The organism is Geobacillus sp. JS12 (assembly GCF_001592395.1).
GTDB lineage: Bacteria > Bacillota > Bacilli > Bacillales > Anoxybacillaceae > Geobacillus > Geobacillus zalihae.
Map to the genome: position 1 here is coordinate 308,640 of NZ_CP014749.1, position 19,053 is coordinate 327,692.

Here is a 19,053-nt window from a genome sequence, read left to right on the forward strand (position 1 = left end):
CTGACCGCTTCTTCCGCACTATATTTTGTGTCTATCCTGAAGGCAGAAAGCCTTTTGGGTCAGCCCCTTTTGATGAACTCATCATACAACCGCTCCTGCACCTTGATTTGTTTCGTGATATCAAACCGCTGTTCAATCACTTTGCGCGCTTTTTTCGTGAAGGATGGAATTCGTTCCGGATGTTCCAGAAAAAAGCGAATGCCGTTCGCTAGCTCAAGATCGTCTCTTTCTGGTGCGAGATAGCCGGTGCGTTTGTGTTCGATCAATTCGGGGATGCCGGCGTGATTCGTTGAGACGACCGGCAGTCCGCTTGCCATCGCTTCTTTCAATACGTTGGGGATGCCTTCAATGTCTCCGTCTGAAGCGGTCTCGCTCGCCAGGCAAAATAGATGGGCGCGTTCCATTTCGCGGGCGATTGAAGCGGCATCCATGGCACCCAGCAGGTCGACAAACGGATCGAGCTTCAGCTCGCTGATAAGCCGGCGGATGTTTTCTTCCTCTTTGCCGCTGCCGATGATGCGGAGGCGGCAGCGCGGATGAACCGCATGCACGCGCCAAAAGGCGCGCACGAGCGTTAAAAAGCCTTTTTTCTCGACGAGCCGGCCGATTGAGAGAATGATGATGTCTCCGTTCTCAGGAATCGTCTGCTCTCGGTACGGAAATAAATCGAGCTCGATGCCGCCGTAGAGAACTTGGATTTTTTCCGGCGGAAAGCCTAGTGTGGTCAGTTCATTGGCAAGATAGCGGCAGACAGGAAGAAAGAGCGCCCCGTGCTGTTTGAGCAAATTGTACCGTTTTTGATTGCGCCGCAAGCTTTGATATTTCGCCGATCCATCGCGGCCGCGGATGCTGACGACAAGCGGAATGCGATGGGCGATGCAAAGCGGAAGAATTTCGACGGCATGCTTTCCATGGTGAGCGTGAATGGCGACAATATTTTGTTCTTTGGCGAAGCGGCCGAAATCGTCGATGTCGTTGAGGTGATAATAGTTGATGAGAGGAAACGGATGGCTGCCGTCATCGGCGAATGACCCGATCATGATCGGGCGGTATTTTTTTAAATGAACCATTTGGTTGTAAATAAAACGTTGATTGATTTTCATTTTTTCATGAAGAAAGTGGGCGATCGTTTGTTTCATTTTTCTCTATCCCTCGCTTTTGAAAAAATCGGACAAGAATGCGAATTTTTTTGTTTCCTGTTCGGCGAGGCGGGTGAGCAAGTTCAAGGACGCTGGGCTGTTTACCGCCCGCTTTTGCTTTTCTTGGCCGACCGTTTCGCTGTAAAACACGTGCGGAAACATGGCATCAGCCAAATAGACCCTTTTGTATGGAGCATACAGGGAACAAACGGAGAAATAAAGGTCAAATAGCAACTTCGTTCGTTTTACCGCATCGTCTTTCGGGTTTTTCGTCAAAGAAATAAGCAAAAAGCGAAAATCATCAAGCGGAAGACCATAGTAGGCGAGGTCAAAGTCGATCATGATGACTTCGTGGTTTTCCGCCAATAAAAGGTTGTTGCTGTTGTAATCCCCGTGGCAAATGGCCTTTCGTTCTTTCGCTGTGCGGCAAAAATCAGCTAGATTGCTTTTTTCAAGCCATGCATAACTTTGATTCGCGATTCCAGCCATCTGTTCCATTATATGAGAAAGAGTGTCACGATGATCGATGGCCTTTGCCTGCTCCTCTAACTGTGCTGCTTTTTGCCGATGTGCGCTCAGCACGTCTTTTGGCTCCGGAAACGATGAAGGGCAGGGGCCGATCCAATCGGCAAACAGACTGTGAGCATGAAAGCGGGCGAGCCCTTCGATCCGTTGTTGGAAAGAGGGCTTCGTTCCGCTTGGGACGATGTAGTCCATCAAATAGTAGTAATGGCCTTTTCGGTGGATGTAATATTGGTCTGTTTTCGTTTGGAAGATTTTTGGGACATGAAATCCTTCTTGGTACAGCTTGGAATGAAGCAAAATCGGAAAATTCGTTTTGTCTTCGCTCAGCCGTTTCAGCACGTACCGTTCCCTCGTTTTTTTGTTTTGCACAAGCCATACTTTTTTTTCTTTCAGTTCCTTCATGATATCGACTTCAGTTCCAGTCAGGTCGTAACGGCTTAAAATGTCAAACAACAAGCGAGATCGTTTCGAAGCCAAGATCAGTTCCTCCTAGCATCCATTGTCGATTGGTAAAAGTGTATGTAATACGAGAAGAGAATGTATAGACAAGCGCGCTAGTCAATGAGAAAACGGCGCCGCCAAAAAAATAAGCGCCGGCCGCGTTGGTTGGCGTCAGCCGGCTGTGCTTTCTTTCTTGGTTATTCTTCCTCGTCATCCGAATCAGCGGATGAAGCCGGCCGCATGGAAACAGGGAGATCGATTGCGGTGATCGCGGCCGCATCGATCGCAAGGGAGCGCCCCCGTCTTTATAAAAGCGGTCAACCAATAGCGAGACGCTGTTCGTCCGCGGCTCGAAGCCGAGAAAAAGCGCATTGTAATGCGTCTCGTTGGTGGTGTGCACGTTAACCTCAGTGTTGAGTGGAAGCGCGGCCAGCTGTTCGTAAAGAGCACGGGGAAGGCGGGGTCGGGTTGGGCGTCGGTTGAAAAAGACATGGTACATCGCGTCGCCTCCTTTCTTGTCCCTTGTGTTAAAAACCTATACTCCATCATATGATTGGCTTAGGAGAGCGTTTGGGCAAACGTCCGCGTCAAAGAGAATTCACTGGCTGCCAAGTTGGAACGACGGAGAGGTAATCGGTTTTTTAGCGGTCATGACCGACGGAAAGGGGGAGAGGAGCATGGACGATCCATTTTCATTTGTCCTTCTTTGTTTAGCCAGCTTTCGCCTGACACGGCTGATTGTATATGATGCGATCACCGCCTGGATTCGCCGTCCCTTTCACGAATGGACGGAGCAGGAACTTCCAGACGGAAGCAAACAAGCATTTCTTTCTTTCAAGGGAGGCGGGCTGCGTCGCTGGTTTGGCGAACTGCTGAGCTGCTACTGGTGCACGGGGATCTGGTGTGCGGCGTTTTGTTATACTGGCCTAATGCTTTGGCCGAATGTTTTTGAGCCGCTCATTATGCTTCTAGCGATTGCCGGCGGGGCGGCGATCATGGAGACGCTCGTCAGTAAATGGCTGTCGTAAGGAGAAAGGCGGCTATTGAGATTATGACACAGCCAATGAGGGATGCCGGCGGGCGTCGTTTTGGTCAAAAAATGGACAGCGAACCGGTGATGCTGGTTGGGCAACGTTCGCTGAAGGAATGGCTGGCGGTGTGGATGGAAGTCGTCAAGCCGTCGTCAGCCGGTGATGCCAAAACAGCAGCGCAGCTTGTCGGGATGACGTTGATGGAAGGAAACGTCCAACTCCTATTGTTTGAAATAGGAAATAGCGGAGCCGGCCCAAAACGGCCGGCCCAAACAGCAGGTGCGCCGCTGGCCGGCATGAAGGCGGAAAACGAGCGGGTCACCATTGAATGGCAATATGGTTGGCGGCAGGAACGCCCTTTGGCAGTTCTGCGCAATACACGAATCCATCAACCGTCAATGAGCGGGCATTGCTGGACGGGGGAACAGTGATTTCAAACTGGGAAAAGCGCCGCTCCTCGCCTGGTTCAAGCGGGGCGTCATAAAGCGGGGCAAGCCAGTATTCCCCGCTTTGCCGCACTTTTTCCCGCCAGTTTTCTTGGGTGAACGTCCAGCTTTCCGCGCTATTGGAGATCAGCGCTTCCTGCTCGGCCCGTCCGCTGTTTGGCAAAACAATTTTCCCGCTGAGCACCGCCGTTTTTGGAGGCGAAAGGCGGAGACAGACAATCAAATGGTGAAGCGGCGCTGTTCCGTGATTGCGAATGATGAAATCGCCGATGATGGTCAGCTCTTCCTCGTCAAGATGCGTCGGAATGACGACAGAGTAGTGAAACAACGACGACACGGCGGCAGCTCGTTCAAACGCTGGTGTCTGTGCTTCTTTGGAGATGTTGGATCGCGTTTCTTCGAGTGCAATTTCACACAACAGAAGTTGGCGTTCCAAGGCGGCGATTTTTTTCTTATACGTTTCAACGTTGACGGTTTCTGCTTCGCGGAACTTTTCTTTCCAATAGGCGCTGCGCATTTTTTCTTTGGCCAGCTCGGCTTCCAGCTGTTGCACTTGTTGCCGGCATGAGGCCGCTTCCGACCGGTAGTGGATGATTTGTTGCTGCAGACGGAGATGTTGGTCGTTTTTGTTTTTCATATGGTTTCCACCCCTTCCATTCTCATCTTATGTATCCATTGCGGGTGCATGCCATATAAAAAAGGCTGTTGTTGGAACAACAGCCTGAACGGTGCAGAATGCTACATGGCCGGGAATACGTCCGGGCATTGCGGCGGGAATTTGGTTGTCGGGCAAAGCACGGCTTCGGCCAATTCTTCGCGCGGTTGGCAGAAACGAGCTTCGACTTCGATTTTGACATCAGCTTCCACTTGGACTTCAAGGCATAAGGTGATGGAAACATCGAGTTGTGCAAAGTTGTCTGTGCAGACTAGGCTCGTGTCGCATTCGAAGAACGAAATATGGCAGTTGAGCTGTGTGCCTTCCGGGGCGCACAAGATGAACGTTTGTGCTGTAGCGAACGGAATTGGCTTCGATTGGCAAATGACCGTGCCGGATGGGCTGACAATTTGCACGACGACATGCCCTTTGATGAGCGCTTTGACTTTTTGCAACGTCACCGTTTCCCCAGAAGGAAGGGTGACGTTTACGGACTGCCGGCCGTTTGGCTGCGTAATTTCCTGGCAAATCAAGGCGTCCTGGTCAACGACTGAGTCGATCGGATTGCCTTCAGCATCTGTCAGGAAGCAACGGATTGTCAAGTGTTGCGGGTTTGTATGTTGCGCTCCCAAAAAGTCGCAAATCGTTCCTTCCCGCCGGCAGTGATCCAGCGGGAAAAGTGCTTCCAAATCCTCGCCGCTGAAGCTGCGCAATGGCACATCGACTTGGCGCGTCACCCAGTCGTAAATTTTGCGCGTTCTGATGCATACTCTTTCTGTATCGCGACGGTGATGATGACTCATTTTTCTTCGTTCCTCCTATCGTTCAGTTGTTCCCCAACGCTTGGTGGTTTGGGACTACTGTATACTATGGAACGGATTAGGTAAATGTGTTGGGACAGATGCGGATTTTTGGTTGGTGGGCGCAGCCAGCGATGAATCAAAGGGGGAGATGTCGAATGATGAAAATAAACATGGGGCGATGAACGAAAAGAGAAGGAGCACGGGTGAACAGCGGCTTGCTGAGCGAATGGCGGAACTGGAGCGACGTCTGAAAGAGGTGGAAGCCGAAAACATTGTGTTAAAGGAGCTGGCTTACCAAAGCGCCAAGCGCTACGAGCAGCTCAAACAGCTGGAGAAGGAAAATGACGAGCTCCGCCGCCAGCTGCTGCAATCGCCATGGAGCGAAAAAACGGGCAAGACGGATGAGGACGAACGGCCGGACAGCTGGTTTTTCCGCACACTGAGGCAAGAAAATGCCATCATGCCACACCCGGAGCGAAACGAAAAATGAGAGGCACCCTTGGCTCGCCAAGCCATACAATAGCAGTAGCCGCTCGCTTTTTCTCTCGCCGTTAGACATTGTTTGTTTTTATGCCGTTTCGATTAGAGACGAATCGTACGGAAATGGACTTGAACATAAATTGGTTGATCGGCGAGGGCTACACTTTTTCGGGATGGAGGGATGAGAAATGAAGAAGCCAACTCCGTCGAAACCGGTGACAAGGGTGCTTTCTTCGACAACGCAGCCTGTGCGGCGTCCGAGCGGATGCGGATGCGGTCGGCCAGCCGTCATCAAGAAGAAATAACGGAAATCCGTGAGAGATGCCTATACTTCGCTTCGCCTCCTTGCATAGTCTAACAGTGCAACTAGGCGAAAGGAAGGGGGGAAGGGCATGTCGGATCGGAAAAAAGCGAAAGTGATTCATGTCGATAAATTGATCATTCATGCCGATGACATCGTCATTATGCCGCGCGGCCGCATCCGCGATCCGTGGTTGTTCCCGCACCGCGATGATACGGAAATGGAAGCCGTTGAAGATGTGCGGGACCGGGATAAGGAAGAACATGGTGAAGGAGGCCATGATCGAAACGAAGGAGAACGGAGACCGTTCTCGTGGATCTAGCCATAAAGCAAATGGGGGACGCAAACGGTGGAGCGTTTTAAAAATTACGGGCTTTGGCTCGGGATCGGGTCGTTTGTCGTACTGGCGCTGGAGACGTTTGGCGTCGACATCGACCTTGGCAAGTATGAACAGTTGTATCATGCGTTATTAAGCATTTTGGTGATGGCCGGCATTTTAAACAACCCGTCGCTTGGCCGCGGTTATTCGGATAAAGTTGATGACAAGTCGTAAACCGCATGGGGGGCGCCTGCAGAAGGCGCCCTTTTCGTGCCCGGAAAGGCTGGAAAGGCGGCAGAACGTTTTGTAGAAAATGACAATTATAATCTGAAAAGGGAAAAACCATTCTAAACATTGTCACCACCCATTCTCATATCAAGGAGGACATGAATCATGACGGTTGCAACACAAGTGAAACAAACATTGGCGGGGTTAAAATCGGCGCAAGCGAGCTTCGAAACGTTTGCTTTGCAAACCGAAAACCAAGCCGCGAAACAGCTTTACCAACAAGCTGCCCAACAAACGCAGGCGGTCATTGATTTGGTGAACTCGCGCATGCAAGAAATTCAAAACGAAGAGCCACAATATAAACAACCATAACCTTCGCTGAAGCGAATGGGATGGTTCAGGCGGAAAGGTTGGCACAGCACGCCAACCTTTCCCGACTTGGCGGAAATACATAAAAACGAATGGGTTGATGAAGATGAAAAAATGGTGGTTGGCGGCCGTCGTTGCGATGATCGCGGTCGGCGGCTGCGCCAAAGAAGAAACGGAACAAAAACAATCGCTGCAAGGGGCAAACCTGCTGAGAACCCAAACGTACGGGACGGCGAAACATGCGGAGCTGAACCAAGGTCCGGCCGAGCGGGCGGCCAGCTATTTGCGCGGGCGCGACGATGTTCGGGACGTGGTGGCGGTCAACAGCGGGGATCGGTTGCTCATTGCTTATCAAATTCCCCATATGAAGCGGTGGAGTCGAAAACAAATTGAGAAAGACATTGACCAAAAACTGCGCGACCTGTTTCCTGGCTATGATGTTGTTTCCTCGAGCGATTTGAAAATTTTTTGGAAGACGAAGGAATTAAAAGCCAACATGGACAATCGACGCTGGGATGAACGAAAAGTCAATCGGGAAATCAGGCGCATTGAAAAGCTAAGCAAAGAGCAAACATAAGAGGTGTCATGATGGCGAATGAAAAACGGAAAAAGCTGACCCCGGTTCAGCAGGAATATCATTTATTCGAAAAAGAGCGGGAAACGAAGCGCCCTATCGTTCGCAACTGTGTTTGCGCGTTTCTCGTTGGCGGAATCATTTGCACGATCGGGCAAGCGATCTCTTATTTCTATATGTACTTCTTTGATTTCACCGAGCAAACGGCAGGCAATCCGACGGTCGCGACGATGGTCTTTTTGTCGATGATTTTAACTGGGCTTGGCGTTTATGACCGGATCGCCCAATTCGCTGGGGCGGGAAGCGCCGTGCCGGTGACAGGGTTTGGCAACGCCGTCATCTCGGCGGCGATTGAGCACCGGACGGAAGGATTTGTGTTAGGCGTCGGCTCGAACATGTTCAAGCTCGCCGGATCGGTCATCTTGTTCGGTACGTTTGCCGCCTTTGTCATCGCCCTTGTCAAAACGATTGCGACCCAGTGGGGGGGATTGTAATGCTGAAAGGGCACCGCACATGGGTGTTTGCGAACAAGCCGGCAATCATCGCAACAGCGGCGGTCGGCGGGCCGTTTGAGGCGAACGGCCGCCTCGCGGAAGACTTTGATCTTCTTCACGAAGATTTATGGCTCGGAGAGGAGTCGTACGAGAAGGCGCACCGCGTGCTCATGGAAGAAGCAGCGTTTCAGGCGATGGAAAAAGCCGGCCTAGAGAAAGAAAACGTGCAATTTCTCATCGCCGGCGACTTGATCAACCAAATGACCCCGACAAGCTTTGCTGCCCGAACGCTCGGCATGCCGTATCTCGGTGTTTTTGGCGCCTGTTCCACTTCGATGGAAGGGCTGGCGCTAAGCGCTTTTATTACCAACTACGGCGGGGCAGATTATATATTAACCGGAGCCTCAAGCCACAATGCTGCCGTCGAAAAACAGTTTCGTTACCCGACGGAATACGGCGGGCAAAAGCCGCCGACGGCGCAGTGGACAGTAACGGGAGCTGGCGTGGCGATCGTCAGCCCGAAAGGGGACGGGCCGCGCGTGACCGCGGCGACGATCGGCCGCGTTGTGGATATGGGGCTTGCCGACCCGTTCAACATGGGTGGAGCGATGGCGCCGGCGGCGGTCGATACGATTGAGGCGCATTTGCGCGACATGCAAATCGATGCATCGTATTACGATTTGATCGTCACCGGCGATCTAGGGCGAATCGGACGCCAAGTCTCCCTTGACTTGCTGCGTCAGCACGGCATTGACATCGATGAAGAGTGCTACCAAGATTGCGGGCTGCTCATTTACCGCGATGGGCAGCCGGTTTTGTCCGGCGCAAGTGGGGCGGCTTGTTCCGCTGTCGTCGTTTACGGGCATCTCATCAAACGGATGCGGCGCGGCGAGCTGAAGCGCATTTTGGCAGTCGCGACAGGAGCGCTATTGTCGCCGCTATCGTTCCAGCAAAACGAGACGATTCCATGCATCGCCCACGCGGTGGCGATCGAGTATGGAGGTGAGGCGTAGCGTGTTGGCGATGTTTTTTTGGGCGTTTGTCGTCGGCGGGCTGATTTGCGTGATCGGGCAAATTTTGATGGATGTGTTTAAACTGACACCTGCGCATACGTTGACGATTCTCGTCGTCGTCGGGGCGATTTTGGATGGATTCGGTTTGTATGAGCCGCTCATTGATTTTGCCGGCGCCGGGGCGACGATTCCGATTACGAGCTTTGGAAACGCGCTCGTTCACGGCGCGATGCAAGAGGCGGAAAAACACGGCATTATCGGCGTATTGACCGGCATGTTTGAAGTGACGAGCGCCGGCATCTCCGCGGCGATCGTCTTTGGGTTTATCGGGGCGCTCTTGTTCCGCCCGAAAGGATAGGAGGGATCTTCCATGACCGTTGCTTCGCAGGTGAAACAAACGTTGGCGAGCTTAAAAGGCATTCACGCTGGGCTGCAACAGCTGGCGCTCACTTCCCAGGATGAAACGGCGCAGCGGACGTTTCATGAAGCGATGCTTGCGACAGAGGAGATCATCGCGGACATCAAAGACCGGATCGGTCGGCTCGAGTTCGAAGAGCCGCAATACCACGGAAAGTAAGGAGCATGATCGATGCCTATATGGTTAGAAACCGCCATTCGTTCGATTTGCATTTTAATCGGGTTGTTTGTGATCACCCGCATTCTCGGCAAAAAGCAATTATCAAAATTGTCGTTTTTTGAATACATCGTCGGCATTACCGTCGGCGATATCGCTGGAACGATGTCGGTCGATTTAGGAATTTCGTTGCAAGAAGGCATCACCAGCATTTTGATTTGGTCGCTGTTTCCAGTGGCTGTCGCTCGTCTCTCGCTGCGCAACAAGAAATTTCGCGATTTTGTCGAGGGCAACTCCACGGTTTTTATTAAAAACGGCAAAATTTTAGAGGAAAATTTGAAACGGGAGAAATATACGGTTGACGAGCTGCTCGAACAGCTGCGCAAAAAAGATGTGTTCCGCGTCGCCGACGTCGAGTTTGCGGTGCTTGAGCCAAACGGCGACTTGAACGTGTTGCTGAAGCGGGAAAAGCAGCCGCTCACCGTTGGAGATGTGTTCCCAAACCCGCCGCGGGAAAAAGAGCCGCAAACGGTCATTATGGACGGCATGATTTTGGATGAGCCGCTCGCTACGATGGGGCTTGGCCGCGGCTGGCTGAAGGAACAGCTTGACAAACAAGGAGTGGCGATTGAAAATGTGTTTCTCGCCCAAGTCGATTCATACGGACAGCTGACGATCGATTTGTACGATGATAAGATCCAAATTGCCGAGCCACAGGAGAAAAAGCTGCTCTTGGCCGCGATGAAAAAAGTGCAGGCTGATCTGGAGCTGTATGCGTTGCAGACGAATTCCGAAGAGGCGAAGGCGCTGTATGAACGAAACGCCGCAAAAATGGCAGAGCTTGTGCAAAAAGTCGAACCGCTCTTGCGAAACTGATGACACAGGAGGAAAAGACGATGGAAGACAAACGGACAAAAACGACGGATGAGGAAATTCAAATCCAATTGAAAACGAACGACCGCTCCGAGCGGACGCGGACGACCGATGAGGAAATTTCGATTGAATTGATGTTTGACAGCCCGCAGCTGACGCGCCAGCCGAAAGACTACGACGAAATCGAATATTGACGGCTTCCGTTTCCACAATCGGCGATCCATAAGGAGCTGTCTGTTCATTCGCATTGGCTGTCCGGGAAGGAAAACTTCCTTCTCGGACAGCCTCTTTTTGTTGCCCTTCTTCTCTGGCGACGCAAGGGCGCCGCCCCGCCTTACTCCGGCAGAGACTGCAAAAAGGCGCGCACCTCTTCCGGCGTTTTGGCGTCAGCGCTGTGCAGATGAGCAATTTTTTTTCCGTTGCGGAAGACAAGCAGGCTCGGGATGCCAAGCACCTGGTATTTCTCGCCAAGTTCCGGAAACCGGTCACGGTCGATTTCAAACCAATCATATTGTCCATAGTCGCGAACGATGTCATCGATGAACATATTGAGGCGCACGCAGTCCGGACACCAAGTTGTGTAAAACTTCATAATCGCTGGCTTATCGCCGGAAATGGCCGCCTCGAATTGCTCAGCTGTTTCAATCTGTCTCACATTCGTTCCCTCCCTTTCATGTTGCCGTTCATCTTTACTTTACCATATGGCAAGGCAAAAAAAGAACGGGGACGCCTTCACCTTGGGCAGTCGTTTTTGCATACAACAGTAAGAAAGGAGGGGAAAGTGTGAGCAAAGAGTTGGAAAAGGCGCTCGAAGGTTGGGTGGCGTCACGCAAAGAAGGGCATGAAACGTTCATCCGCCTGTTTGAACAATGGGGAAAGGACTTTAACAAACAGCTGCAAGAAATCGAAAAATTGAACAATGGATTTTTAAAAAGTGTGCAAGGCAACTTAGACTACATCGAGCAATGGTTTGCGAAGAAGGAGCGGGAATTTGCCGAGCTGTTCCGCCGATTTGGATGACAAAATGCCCTTGCGCCCATACGTCTTGATGCGCGGATGAATACGATACAGTAAACAAAGAAGGAGGTGCATCATGATGGGCTTCTGCGGCTATGGATTTCCGTACTACGGCTACGGCTATGGCGGTGGCTATGGCGGTGGCTTTGTGCTGATTGTCGTGTTGTTCATTTTGTTGATTATTGTCGGCGCGGCATTTGTCGCCTAACGGAAAAAGCGAATGGGATACGGGCCGTTTCGGCGCCACGGAGCGGCTCGTATTTTTCTTTCCCTAATTTGATGCACGCCGAGGCGGGAGCATCATACGATATAGCAGGGAGAAGGAGGCGGAACGATGGATCAGCAATTTTTTAAAAACATCGAAAAGAAAACAGGTGTCAATATGAAAGACGTTTTTGAGCTCGCCAACTCGCTGCAAAACGCCAATTTCAGCGACGAAAAAACGGTGCGCCAAGTCGTGAAACGGGTGGCGCAAATCGCTAATCGAAAAGTGCCAAAGGAGCTCGAAGACCAAATCGTCAAGGCGATCGTCCATAACGGCAAGCAAATTGATTTCAATACGATTGCCAATATGCTGAACAACAAAAAATAAGCGAAAGGGAGCTTGCGTGCGCACAGCTCCCTTTTGCTCTGCTTGGCTTAGGGGAGCGAAACGGTGTTCAATGCCTCCAAGCCTTGGATCAGTGTAGACGGGGCTGTTCTATGGCCATCATTCGAGCGATTTCACCATCGTGACATGTGGGATGCCGGCGTCCATAAAGACACCGGAGACGGTCGTGTAGCCGAGCTTTTTGTAAAACGGTTCCGCGTGCGTCTGGGCGTTCAGTTTCGCCGTTTTCGCCCCTTTTGTTTTCGCCAGCTGTTCGATCGCTTCCATCACCATCCGTCCGGCGCCGCGGCCGCGGTAGGACGGCAGGACGCAAATGCGCTCGATTTTGCCGACGCCTTCGTCAATGAAACGGAGTCGCCCAGCACCGACCGGTGTTTGGCCATCATACAGGACGAGGTGGAACGAGTCGTCCTCGAATGCGTCGATTTCCTCGTCTTCCGGCACGTTTTGCTCCTCAATGAATACGAGCCGGCGGACGCGCAAGGCGTCTTCGTACAAAGCGCGATCTTGCGTTGTGCCAATCGCAATGTTCATCTCAGACCGTTTCCTTTCCTCCGACGATAAACGTTTCATAGACGGTCCACGAGCCGTTTTCCAGCTGATAGAGAAGATGGAAGCGGTCGACGGTCTCCTCGAAGTGCACATCTTGCAGCTTCAGCTGGCTGTAGACGTCCGCATATTCTGCGCCCGGCAAATCGCGGCCGATCGTAATGTGAGGTACGAACACAAACTCCGGCTTTCCGGCGAACAAGCCGCTGTGCAGTTGTTCATGAAGGCGCTCGAGCACGTCGTTTGGCTCCACCTTCAAATAAATGATGTTGCTTGTCGGATAAAACGAGCTGAATTTCGTCACTTTGATCGGAATGGGAGGTGTTTCCGCCGCAATGCGGCGCAACTCTTTCGCCATTTTTTTTATTTGCTCCTCATCCGCTTCAAATGGGTATTTCAGCGTAATATGCGGAGGGATGAGGGCGTAATGGCTGTCGTACCGTTTCCGGTACGAGTTGGCGAAGTCTTGAATCCGTTTTGGCGGAAAGATCACAATGCCGTACTTCATTTTGTTTTCCCTCCTTGAACCAGTTCTTTTTCCACGCGCAGGAAACGCACGGAATGGATGCGGCGGCTTCGACATCTTTGAAGTTGCTCCGTTTTGTCCTATAACGATAAAATAGCGGCTACGGCTCGGGGGACATCCGGCTGCCAATACGTCCACGCATGACCGCCTTCGAACTCATGGTACGTATAAGCAAACCGTTTTTCCATAAACAAGTCCGCGCCATTCGATTCGGGGTGATAAAATCGCGCACATGGCCATCCGTCGTTTTCACCGCTGTCTCCTCTGTGCCAACAGAATGGTAAAGCGAAAGGAGCGATGGATCGCGGAATGAGCGGATGCGCGCCAATACCGAGTCATCGATATAGGGGGACTGCATGGCGATTTTCCCAAATGTATGCGGATACAACAACCCGGCTAGAAGCGACACCGTTCCGCCGAGCGAATCGCCGATCAGCGCCCGGCCTTTGCCCATTTGGTATGTCGGCAGTTCGCGGTCCAAAAACGGGACGAGTTCATGGGCTAAAAAACGAAGGTATGCTTCGTGCTTTCGGCCTTCCGGGTGGTATTTCTCGTAGCGGTCGTTGACGTTCCGATACGGGATGCCGACGACGATCGTCCGGTCGATTGTTCCTTCTGCCATCAGCGTTTCGATGACGGTTTTCATTTTTCCATACATAAAATAATCTTTGCCATCTTGCGCGATTAATAAAGAATATTTGTAAAGCGGCGAAAAATTGCTTGGCAAGTAGACGAGCAGTTCGATTTCTTCTTGCAGCTCTCCGCTGTACAACTTGCAGTCGCGCATCGTTCCTGTTGCTGTCGCCATGACCATCCTCCATGAAAGCGTAAGTTCATCTGTTATTGTAACATATTTGCGCCAAAAGATGTTAACGAAGGGCTCGAATTTTTTGCGAATTTGCCGAATCGTGCCATTCACAAAAAAATGGCTTGCAAAAACGGGGGGAATGCGCTACATTTTTTATTAAAATTAGAAAAATTGAATACGCGTCTCATTCTTATCAAGAGAAGCGGAGGGAACTGGCCCAATGAAGCTTCAGCAACCAGCCGCCCGGCGGCCAGGTGCTAAATCCAGCGAATTGAGCATTCAATTCGGCAGATAAGAAGAAGCATGACCATGTGCGTATGGAAAAGTCTTCTTCTTAGAAGACTTTTTTTATTTACTCAAGCGGCCGCTCCCATCAACCGCGAGGCGGTCTAGGACCAAGGCCCTCGGCCGCTGCCCGACAGACAGCGGCGCTTCGTTGGGCGTCAAATGGTCGGCCGTTGATCCATGATGGAATTTTCAGCAGAAGGAGAGAGATGAGATGGAGAAACTGGAGACGTTGTTAGCGCAAATTGGCAATCGGAGCGAAACGGTGACGGGGACGGTCAACCCGCCCGTCTATTTCTCGACCGCCTACCGCCATGCTGGCATCGGAGAGTCGACCGGGTTTGACTATATCCGCACCGGCAACCCAACGCGCAAAATCGTCGAAGAAGCGATCGCGAGACTGGAAGGCGGCGACCAAGGCTATGCGTTCAGCTCCGGCATGGCCGCCATTCAGACGGTGCTCGCCTTGTTTGAGAGCGGAGACGAGTTTCTCGTATCGGCCGACCTTTACGGCGGCACGTACCGCCTGTTTGAGCGCGGCTGGCGCAAGTACGGTCTCGGCTTTCATTACGTCGATTTTGCTGATCTTGCCGCGGTGGAAGCGTGTATCACCGAAAAAACGAAAGCCATCTTTTTGGAAACGCCGACGAACCCATTGATGCAGGAGGCGGATATTTCGGCGGTCGCCAAGCTCGCCAAACGGCATGGGCTGCTGCTGATCGTCGATAACACGTTTTACACGCCGGTGCTCCAACGCCCAATCGAACAAGGAGCGGATATTGTCATCCACAGCGCCACGAAATATTTAGGCGGCCATAACGATGTGCTGGCCGGCCTTGTCGTCGCCAAGGGCGAAGATCTCTGTCAACGCTTGGCCGAGTACCAGAACGCCATCGGCGCGGTGTTGTCGCCGTTTGATTCATGGCTGCTCATTCGCGGGATGAAAACGTTGGCTCTCCGGATGCGTCAACATGAAGAAAACGCCAAGCGCATCAGCGCGTTTTTGCGCGAACATGAAGATGTCACGGATGTGTTGTATCCAGGGAGAGGCGGGATGCTGTCGTTCCGGATTGCCGATGAAAAGTGGGTGAACGGGTTTTTAAAAAGCTTGCGCCTCATTACGTTCGCGGAAAGCCTGGGCGGAGTCGAAAGCTTCATCACGTACCCAGCGACGCAGACGCATGCGGACATTCCTGAGGAAATCCGCATCCAAAACGGTATTTGCAACCGGCTGCTCCGTTTCTCGGTCGGCATTGAGCATGCGGATGATTTAATCGCCGATTTGGCGCAGGCATTGAAAAACATGAAAGAGGTGTAAGCGATGGAACAGGAATGGGCGTTTTCGACGAAACTACTCCATAACGAATGGAAAGTCGACCGCGAGACGGGGGCGGTGAGCGTGCCGATCCAGCACGCCTCCACGTTCCATCAGTTCGATTTCGACACGTTCGGCAAATACGACTACAGCCGCTCCGGCAACCCGACGCGCGAGGCGCTCGAGGAAACGATCGCGGCGTTAGAAGGCGGAACGCGCGGGTTTGCGTTCGCTTCTGGCATGGCGGCTATTTCAACGGCGTTTTTGCTCTTGTCCCGAGGCGACCACGTCCTCGTGACTGAAGACGTCTACGGCGGCACGTACCGGATGATCACGGAAGTGTTGACCCGCTTTGGCATCGAGCATACGTTCGTTGATATGACCGATTTGCGCGCCGTGGCCGAAAACATCCGGCCGAACACGAAAGTCATTTATATGGAAACGCCGTCCAATCCGCTGTTAAAAGTGACCGATATTCAAGGCGTCGTCAAGTTGGCGAAGGCGCATGGCTGTTTGACATTCTTGGATAATACGTTCATGACGCCGGCGCTGCAGCGGCCGCTTGACCTTGGCGTCGATATTGTCCTTCACAGCGCCACGAAATTTTTAGCCGGCCATAGCGACGTCGTCGCCGGGCTGGCGGTCGTGAAAGATGAAGAGTTGGGAAAAGAGCTGTACAAACTGCAAAACGCATTTGGCGCTGTCCTTGGCGTCCAAGATGCGTGGCTTGTGCTGCGCGGATTAAAAACGCTCCACGTCCGGCTGAAGCAGTCATCCGAATCCGCCCTAGCCATCGCTGAGTATTTGGCGCGCCATCCGAAAGTGGAAGACGTGTATTACCCGGGGCTTTCGCACCACCCAGGCCATGACATCCAGCGCCATCAGGCGGCCGGGTTTGGCGCTGTGCTGTCGTTCCGCTTAGCCGATGAAGACGCGGCTCGGACGTTCGTCCGCAACGTCCGTCTGCCCGTGTTCGCCGTCAGCCTTGGCGCCGTCGAATCAATTTTGTCGTACCCGGCGAAAATGTCGCACGCCGCCATGCCGAAAGACGAGCGGCTCCGCCGCGGCATTACCGACGGCTTGCTGCGGCTGAGCGTCGGGCTGGAGGATGTGAACGATTTGATCGCCGATTTCGAGCAGGCGCTGTCGTTCGTGAAAGAGCGGCCGTCGGTTTCAACGCCATAGCAATCAGCCCGCCAAGCCTTCAAAGCTTGGCGGGCGGGTCAAGATGCCGCTGAGGTTGACAACAGCTTCTCCTCTTGTAAGTGTTTCAAAAAGAGGTCGACGAGTTCGCTGTCCCACTGCGTTCCCTTTCCTTTTCTCAAGATGTCCGCCGCTTGACGAATATCCATACCTTTTCGGTACGGGCGATCGGAAGTCATGGCGTCAAACGCATCGGCCACGGCGATGATTTTGCCAAACAACGGAATGTCGTCGCCTGCTAAGCCATCCGGATATCCCTTGCCATCGATGCGTTCGTGATGGGAGCGTATGCCGGCTAGAAGCGGTTCGATCGGTTCGATCGGCCTGACTTCCCGCAAAATGGCCTCCCCAAGGGCGGGGTGTTTTTTGATCCAGGCAAATTCGTCATCGCTTAATTTTCCGTCTTTCAGCAAAATGGCGTCCGGAACGCCGATCTTTCCGATATCATGCAGCAGAGCGGAGCGATACAAGGCATCCAGCTGTTCATCCGGAAGGGAAAGCTTTTCCCCAATCGCGAGCGCGTAACAGGCCACGCGCAGCGAGTGCCCAGCTGTATAAGGATCGCGGGCGTCAAGCGCCGCTGTCAAGACAGTGATGAAACTGTTGAGCAGTTCTTTGTTCGTTCGGTCGCGGCGATGCACAGCATCGATCATATGGTTGAATCCGCGAAGCAAATCGGCAAATTCATCAGTATACATATTGTGGGCGACGGGTTTATACGTTTCGTTTTCCGCCCATTTCATATGAGTTAACAGCACGTTGACTGGCTCGTTGATTTCGTCAACCAACAGGCGGGTCAAGAAAACGGAAAACGCGATCGAAAACAGCAAAATCACGGTTGCCCAGGGCCAATACGACCAAGGGGATGCGCTCGGTCCGGCGAGCGACCATTTGATTTCCGTCGCTAAGCTGAACAATAAAACAGGAAATGTACTGCTGAACAAGACCGTCAGCTGCAATTTCGTTTTGAGCGGCACCGGAAGCGGCGGATGCCTTTCATCGATCCTGCCAGCCTTCGTAAGCAAATGCGCCATCAGTGGTCGGCACGCCTTCGTTGTCAAGAAAAATTCAATCAACGCATGGAGCGACGCGATCAAAATAGCGCCGATAAAGGCGTACAAAATGTATCGATAGGGAAGAGATAGGACACGGTAGTGGATGCATAAAGCCGTCAGCCCCATGCCGGGAATTGACAATCCAAACAGATGCGGGCCGAAAATGCGGCGCACCGCCAATAACGGCAAGCGGCGCGCTTGTTCTAGCGCCTTTGCTGCCAATTCCTCGTCCGGCTCTTTGGCGGCAAAAAAACGGCGAATCGGCGCCAAATCGCGCGGAAACACAATCGACTCGGCCGTTCCCATGACCATGGCTGAGAACAACAAAATGCCAATCAGCCATTTCGCTTCTTCCCATGAGATGCCAAGCGTCGTCAACATTAACGTCGAGCCGACGCCCATCACCGCAATCGCTGAGCCGATGATATAATGACGCAACAACTGGTGCACGAATGAACGATACATGGTTTTCCGCCTTTCTTCTAAGACTATGGGCTTATTTCTAATATACTAATTCTTTCTTGATAGAACAATCAGAATGTAGAAAAAATACGATGACTAAGTTGTTAGGTGTTTTCTTCCGTATTGGCTACTCGTCTGCCTAGGCGTCAATTGCTATATTCGACTTCGTTGCCAGACAGCCGTTTGAAACGAGCTTGCACGAAACAGCAGCTCAAGGCGAAGATTCCCCGTCCCCGTGTTCCACTCTTGCTTCAATCGTTCGAATGCATGATATTTGAAGAAGGATTCTCTTTTTTCATCATGAACAACGATTTTTAAAAAAGTTGTTGACAACCTGTATGCTCGTCTATATAATGAAAGATGTGTTCGATAGCGATACGACCTGTTAGCTCAGTGGGAGAGCACTTCCTTGACAGGGAAGGGGTCGGGGGTTCAAATCCCTCACAGGTCATTATCAAGAACCTCGAACTCATTTGAGTTCGAGGTTCTATGGAATGTAAAGGATTGAATAAGTGAATTAGTATAGAAACTATATGGGATAGGAAAGGCGCGCGATGAAGTGCGTCTTTTTATTTTTTTTCTGAATTTTTTTACTTATTAATAATGTGGTTGTATAATTAAACCAGATTGTATAAGTAATAAGGAGGAAAATCATTGATTTTGAAAAAAGTTCCAATAAGAAATCAGAATGATCAATGAGGGCCTTCCGGGGAATTTTAAACTGGCGATTTTGGGGAAAAGTAATCGGCCTTGACACAAGACGCATTTTAATGTGATTTAACTCATTTTATGCATTTAACTCACTTGTTTCCCCTTTCTATTTTGACAGAGTGGAGGTCGCTGGTTCGAGCCCAGTCGGAATCATCGAGCGAAATCCCTTGAGCTGGAAGGCTCCAAGGGATTTTTTGTTTATGTTGTTTATGTTGTCGTTTTTTATCGCCACGGGTAATAAAACTAT

Annotated in this window: 27 protein-coding genes, 1 tRNA gene, 1 pseudogene and 1 riboswitch; of the genes and pseudogenes, 19 read left to right on the forward strand and 10 right to left on the reverse strand. The window is 51.8% G+C overall.

Annotated features, from left to right (window positions below):
- Positions 1–59 precede the first annotated feature (59 nt).
- The 3 genes from A0V43_RS01625 to A0V43_RS20095 are packed head-to-tail and all read right to left on the reverse strand — an operon-like array spanning position 60 to position 2,604.
- A complete protein-coding gene (locus A0V43_RS01625) occupies positions 60–1,139 on the reverse strand; it encodes a glycosyltransferase (protein WP_063192223.1) in 1,080 nt (359 codons plus the stop codon).
- 6 nt (positions 1,140–1,145) lie between these two features.
- Entirely contained in the window at positions 1,146–2,141 is a 996-nt protein-coding gene (locus tag A0V43_RS01630) for an aminoglycoside phosphotransferase family protein (RefSeq protein ID WP_063192224.1), read from the reverse strand.
- Entirely contained in the window at positions 2,110–2,604 is a 495-nt protein-coding gene (locus A0V43_RS20095) for a hypothetical protein (RefSeq protein WP_236930891.1), read from the reverse strand. The genes A0V43_RS01630 and A0V43_RS20095 overlap by 32 nt, the downstream gene beginning before the upstream one ends.
- A 178-nt stretch (positions 2,605–2,782) precedes the next feature.
- On the opposite strand from A0V43_RS20095, the gene A0V43_RS01640 reads away from it, so the two are divergent.
- Positions 2,783–3,133 (forward strand): DUF1360 domain-containing protein, encoded by a 351-nt coding sequence (locus tag A0V43_RS01640; protein ID WP_063192225.1) that lies wholly within the window; start codon positions 2,783–2,785, stop codon positions 3,131–3,133.
- A 23-nt stretch (positions 3,134–3,156) separates the two neighbouring features.
- Positions 3,157–3,567 (forward strand): hypothetical protein, encoded by a 411-nt coding sequence (locus A0V43_RS18475; RefSeq protein WP_128577955.1) that lies wholly within the window; start codon positions 3,157–3,159, stop codon positions 3,565–3,567.
- Here A0V43_RS18475 and A0V43_RS01645 read toward each other — a convergent pair.
- Together A0V43_RS01645 and A0V43_RS01650 are read right to left on the reverse strand one after the other, a co-directional pair.
- On the reverse strand, positions 3,455–4,219 hold the full coding sequence (locus tag A0V43_RS01645) for a hypothetical protein (protein WP_060788640.1): 765 nt from the start codon (positions 4,217–4,219) through the stop codon (positions 3,455–3,457). The genes A0V43_RS18475 and A0V43_RS01645 overlap by 113 nt on opposite strands.
- A gap of 101 nt (positions 4,220–4,320) precedes the next feature.
- Entirely contained in the window at positions 4,321–5,040 is a 720-nt protein-coding gene (locus A0V43_RS01650) for a BMQ_0737 family morphogenetic spore coat protein (RefSeq protein WP_063192226.1), read from the reverse strand.
- 148 nt (positions 5,041–5,188) lie between these two features.
- Here A0V43_RS01650 and A0V43_RS01655 point away from each other — a divergent pair, with 148 nt between their 5' ends.
- From A0V43_RS01655 to A0V43_RS19645, 11 genes are all read left to right on the forward strand, one after another.
- Complete coding sequence (locus A0V43_RS01655) at positions 5,189–5,530, forward strand: hypothetical protein (protein WP_063192227.1); 342 nt, start codon at positions 5,189–5,191, stop codon at positions 5,528–5,530.
- A gap of 382 nt (positions 5,531–5,912) precedes the next feature.
- Entirely contained in the window at positions 5,913–6,143 is a 231-nt protein-coding gene (locus A0V43_RS01660; protein WP_011230350.1) for a hypothetical protein, read from the forward strand.
- Between the two features lie 27 nt (positions 6,144–6,170).
- On the forward strand, positions 6,171–6,374 hold the full coding sequence (locus tag A0V43_RS01665; protein ID WP_023633985.1) for a phage holin family protein: 204 nt from the start codon (positions 6,171–6,173) through the stop codon (positions 6,372–6,374).
- A 159-nt stretch (positions 6,375–6,533) separates the two neighbouring features.
- Positions 6,534–6,740, forward strand: coding sequence for a DUF1657 domain-containing protein (locus tag A0V43_RS01670; protein WP_063192228.1), 207 nt, complete (start codon positions 6,534–6,536; stop codon positions 6,738–6,740).
- A 97-nt stretch (positions 6,741–6,837) separates the two neighbouring features.
- Positions 6,838–7,314 carry a YhcN/YlaJ family sporulation lipoprotein gene (locus tag A0V43_RS01675; RefSeq protein ID WP_063192229.1) on the forward strand — a complete coding sequence of 159 codons (477 nt, stop codon included), beginning with the start codon at positions 6,838–6,840 and terminating at the stop codon, positions 7,312–7,314.
- Positions 7,315–7,325: 11 nt separating this feature from the next.
- Entirely contained in the window at positions 7,326–7,805 is a 480-nt protein-coding gene (gene spoVAC / locus A0V43_RS01680) for a stage V sporulation protein AC (protein WP_015374180.1), read from the forward strand.
- Positions 7,805–8,818: a stage V sporulation protein AD gene (spoVAD, locus tag A0V43_RS01685; protein WP_015374181.1), complete on the forward strand. Its 1,014-nt coding sequence runs from the start codon at positions 7,805–7,807 to the stop codon at positions 8,816–8,818. The genes spoVAC and spoVAD overlap by 1 nt, the downstream gene beginning before the upstream one ends.
- Before the next feature lies 1 nt (position 8,819).
- Positions 8,820–9,176, forward strand: coding sequence for a stage V sporulation protein AE (gene spoVAE / locus A0V43_RS01690; RefSeq protein ID WP_013146042.1), 357 nt, complete (start codon positions 8,820–8,822; stop codon positions 9,174–9,176).
- 12 nt (positions 9,177–9,188) lie between these two features.
- Complete coding sequence (locus tag A0V43_RS01695; RefSeq protein WP_011230357.1) at positions 9,189–9,395, forward strand: DUF1657 domain-containing protein; 207 nt, start codon at positions 9,189–9,191, stop codon at positions 9,393–9,395.
- Positions 9,396–9,407: 12 nt separating this feature from the next.
- Entirely contained in the window at positions 9,408–10,268 is an 861-nt protein-coding gene (locus A0V43_RS01700) for a DUF421 domain-containing protein (protein WP_013523193.1), read from the forward strand.
- Between the two features lie 20 nt (positions 10,269–10,288).
- Positions 10,289–10,459: a hypothetical protein gene (locus A0V43_RS19645; protein ID WP_015374183.1), complete on the forward strand. Its 171-nt coding sequence runs from the start codon at positions 10,289–10,291 to the stop codon at positions 10,457–10,459.
- 140 nt (positions 10,460–10,599) lie between these two features.
- Here the strand turns inward: A0V43_RS19645 and A0V43_RS01705 are convergent, their stop codons facing one another.
- Positions 10,600–10,920 (reverse strand): thioredoxin family protein, encoded by a 321-nt coding sequence (locus A0V43_RS01705; RefSeq protein ID WP_063192230.1) that lies wholly within the window; start codon positions 10,918–10,920, stop codon positions 10,600–10,602.
- 128 nt (positions 10,921–11,048) lie between these two features.
- On the opposite strand from A0V43_RS01705, the gene A0V43_RS01710 reads away from it, so the two are divergent.
- The 3 genes from A0V43_RS01710 (at position 11,049) to A0V43_RS01715 (ending at position 11,874) form a co-directional block, all read left to right on the forward strand.
- Positions 11,049–11,285 (forward strand): hypothetical protein, encoded by a 237-nt coding sequence (locus A0V43_RS01710; protein ID WP_011230361.1) that lies wholly within the window; start codon positions 11,049–11,051, stop codon positions 11,283–11,285.
- Between the two features lie 76 nt (positions 11,286–11,361).
- The gene (locus A0V43_RS18480) at positions 11,362–11,490 is read left to right on the forward strand and encodes a YjcZ family sporulation protein (protein ID WP_071880143.1); all 129 of its coding nucleotides are present in this window, start codon (positions 11,362–11,364) and stop codon (positions 11,488–11,490) included.
- Between the two features lie 126 nt (positions 11,491–11,616).
- Positions 11,617–11,874, forward strand: coding sequence for a sporulation-specific transcription regulator SpoVIF (locus tag A0V43_RS01715; protein WP_011230363.1), 258 nt, complete (start codon positions 11,617–11,619; stop codon positions 11,872–11,874).
- Between the two features lie 117 nt (positions 11,875–11,991).
- On the opposite strand, the gene A0V43_RS01720 is transcribed toward A0V43_RS01715, so the two are convergent.
- From A0V43_RS01720 to A0V43_RS01730, 3 genes and pseudogenes are all read right to left on the reverse strand, one after another.
- Complete coding sequence (locus A0V43_RS01720) at positions 11,992–12,426, reverse strand: GNAT family N-acetyltransferase (protein ID WP_013146036.1); 435 nt, start codon at positions 12,424–12,426, stop codon at positions 11,992–11,994.
- Between the two features lies 1 nt (position 12,427).
- Positions 12,428–12,949 (reverse strand): YjcG family protein, encoded by a 522-nt coding sequence (locus A0V43_RS01725; RefSeq protein WP_011230365.1) that lies wholly within the window; start codon positions 12,947–12,949, stop codon positions 12,428–12,430.
- A gap of 98 nt (positions 12,950–13,047) precedes the next feature.
- Positions 13,048–13,775: pseudogene (locus A0V43_RS01730) on the reverse strand (alpha/beta hydrolase).
- A 187-nt stretch (positions 13,776–13,962) separates the two neighbouring features.
- A riboswitch (SAM riboswitch) is annotated at positions 13,963–14,073 on the forward strand.
- 201 nt (positions 14,074–14,274) lie between these two features.
- Between A0V43_RS01730 and A0V43_RS01735 the strand changes: the two are divergent.
- The gene (locus A0V43_RS01735) at positions 14,275–15,378 is read left to right on the forward strand and encodes a methionine biosynthesis PLP-dependent protein (protein WP_063192231.1); all 1,104 of its coding nucleotides are present in this window, start codon (positions 14,275–14,277) and stop codon (positions 15,376–15,378) included.
- Positions 15,379–15,381: 3 nt separating this feature from the next.
- A complete protein-coding gene (metC, locus tag A0V43_RS01740) occupies positions 15,382–16,560 on the forward strand; it encodes a cystathionine beta-lyase (RefSeq protein WP_063192232.1) in 1,179 nt (392 codons plus the stop codon).
- Between the two features lie 38 nt (positions 16,561–16,598).
- Here metC and A0V43_RS01745 read toward each other — a convergent pair whose 3' ends face one another.
- Positions 16,599–18,098 (reverse strand): HD-GYP domain-containing protein, encoded by a 1,500-nt coding sequence (locus tag A0V43_RS01745; RefSeq protein ID WP_063192233.1) that lies wholly within the window; start codon positions 18,096–18,098, stop codon positions 16,599–16,601.
- 376 nt (positions 18,099–18,474) lie between these two features.
- Between A0V43_RS01745 and A0V43_RS01750 the strand changes: the two genes are divergently transcribed.
- Positions 18,475–18,546 (forward strand) — tRNA-Val (locus tag A0V43_RS01750).
- The last annotated feature ends 507 nt before the right edge of the window (positions 18,547–19,053 follow it).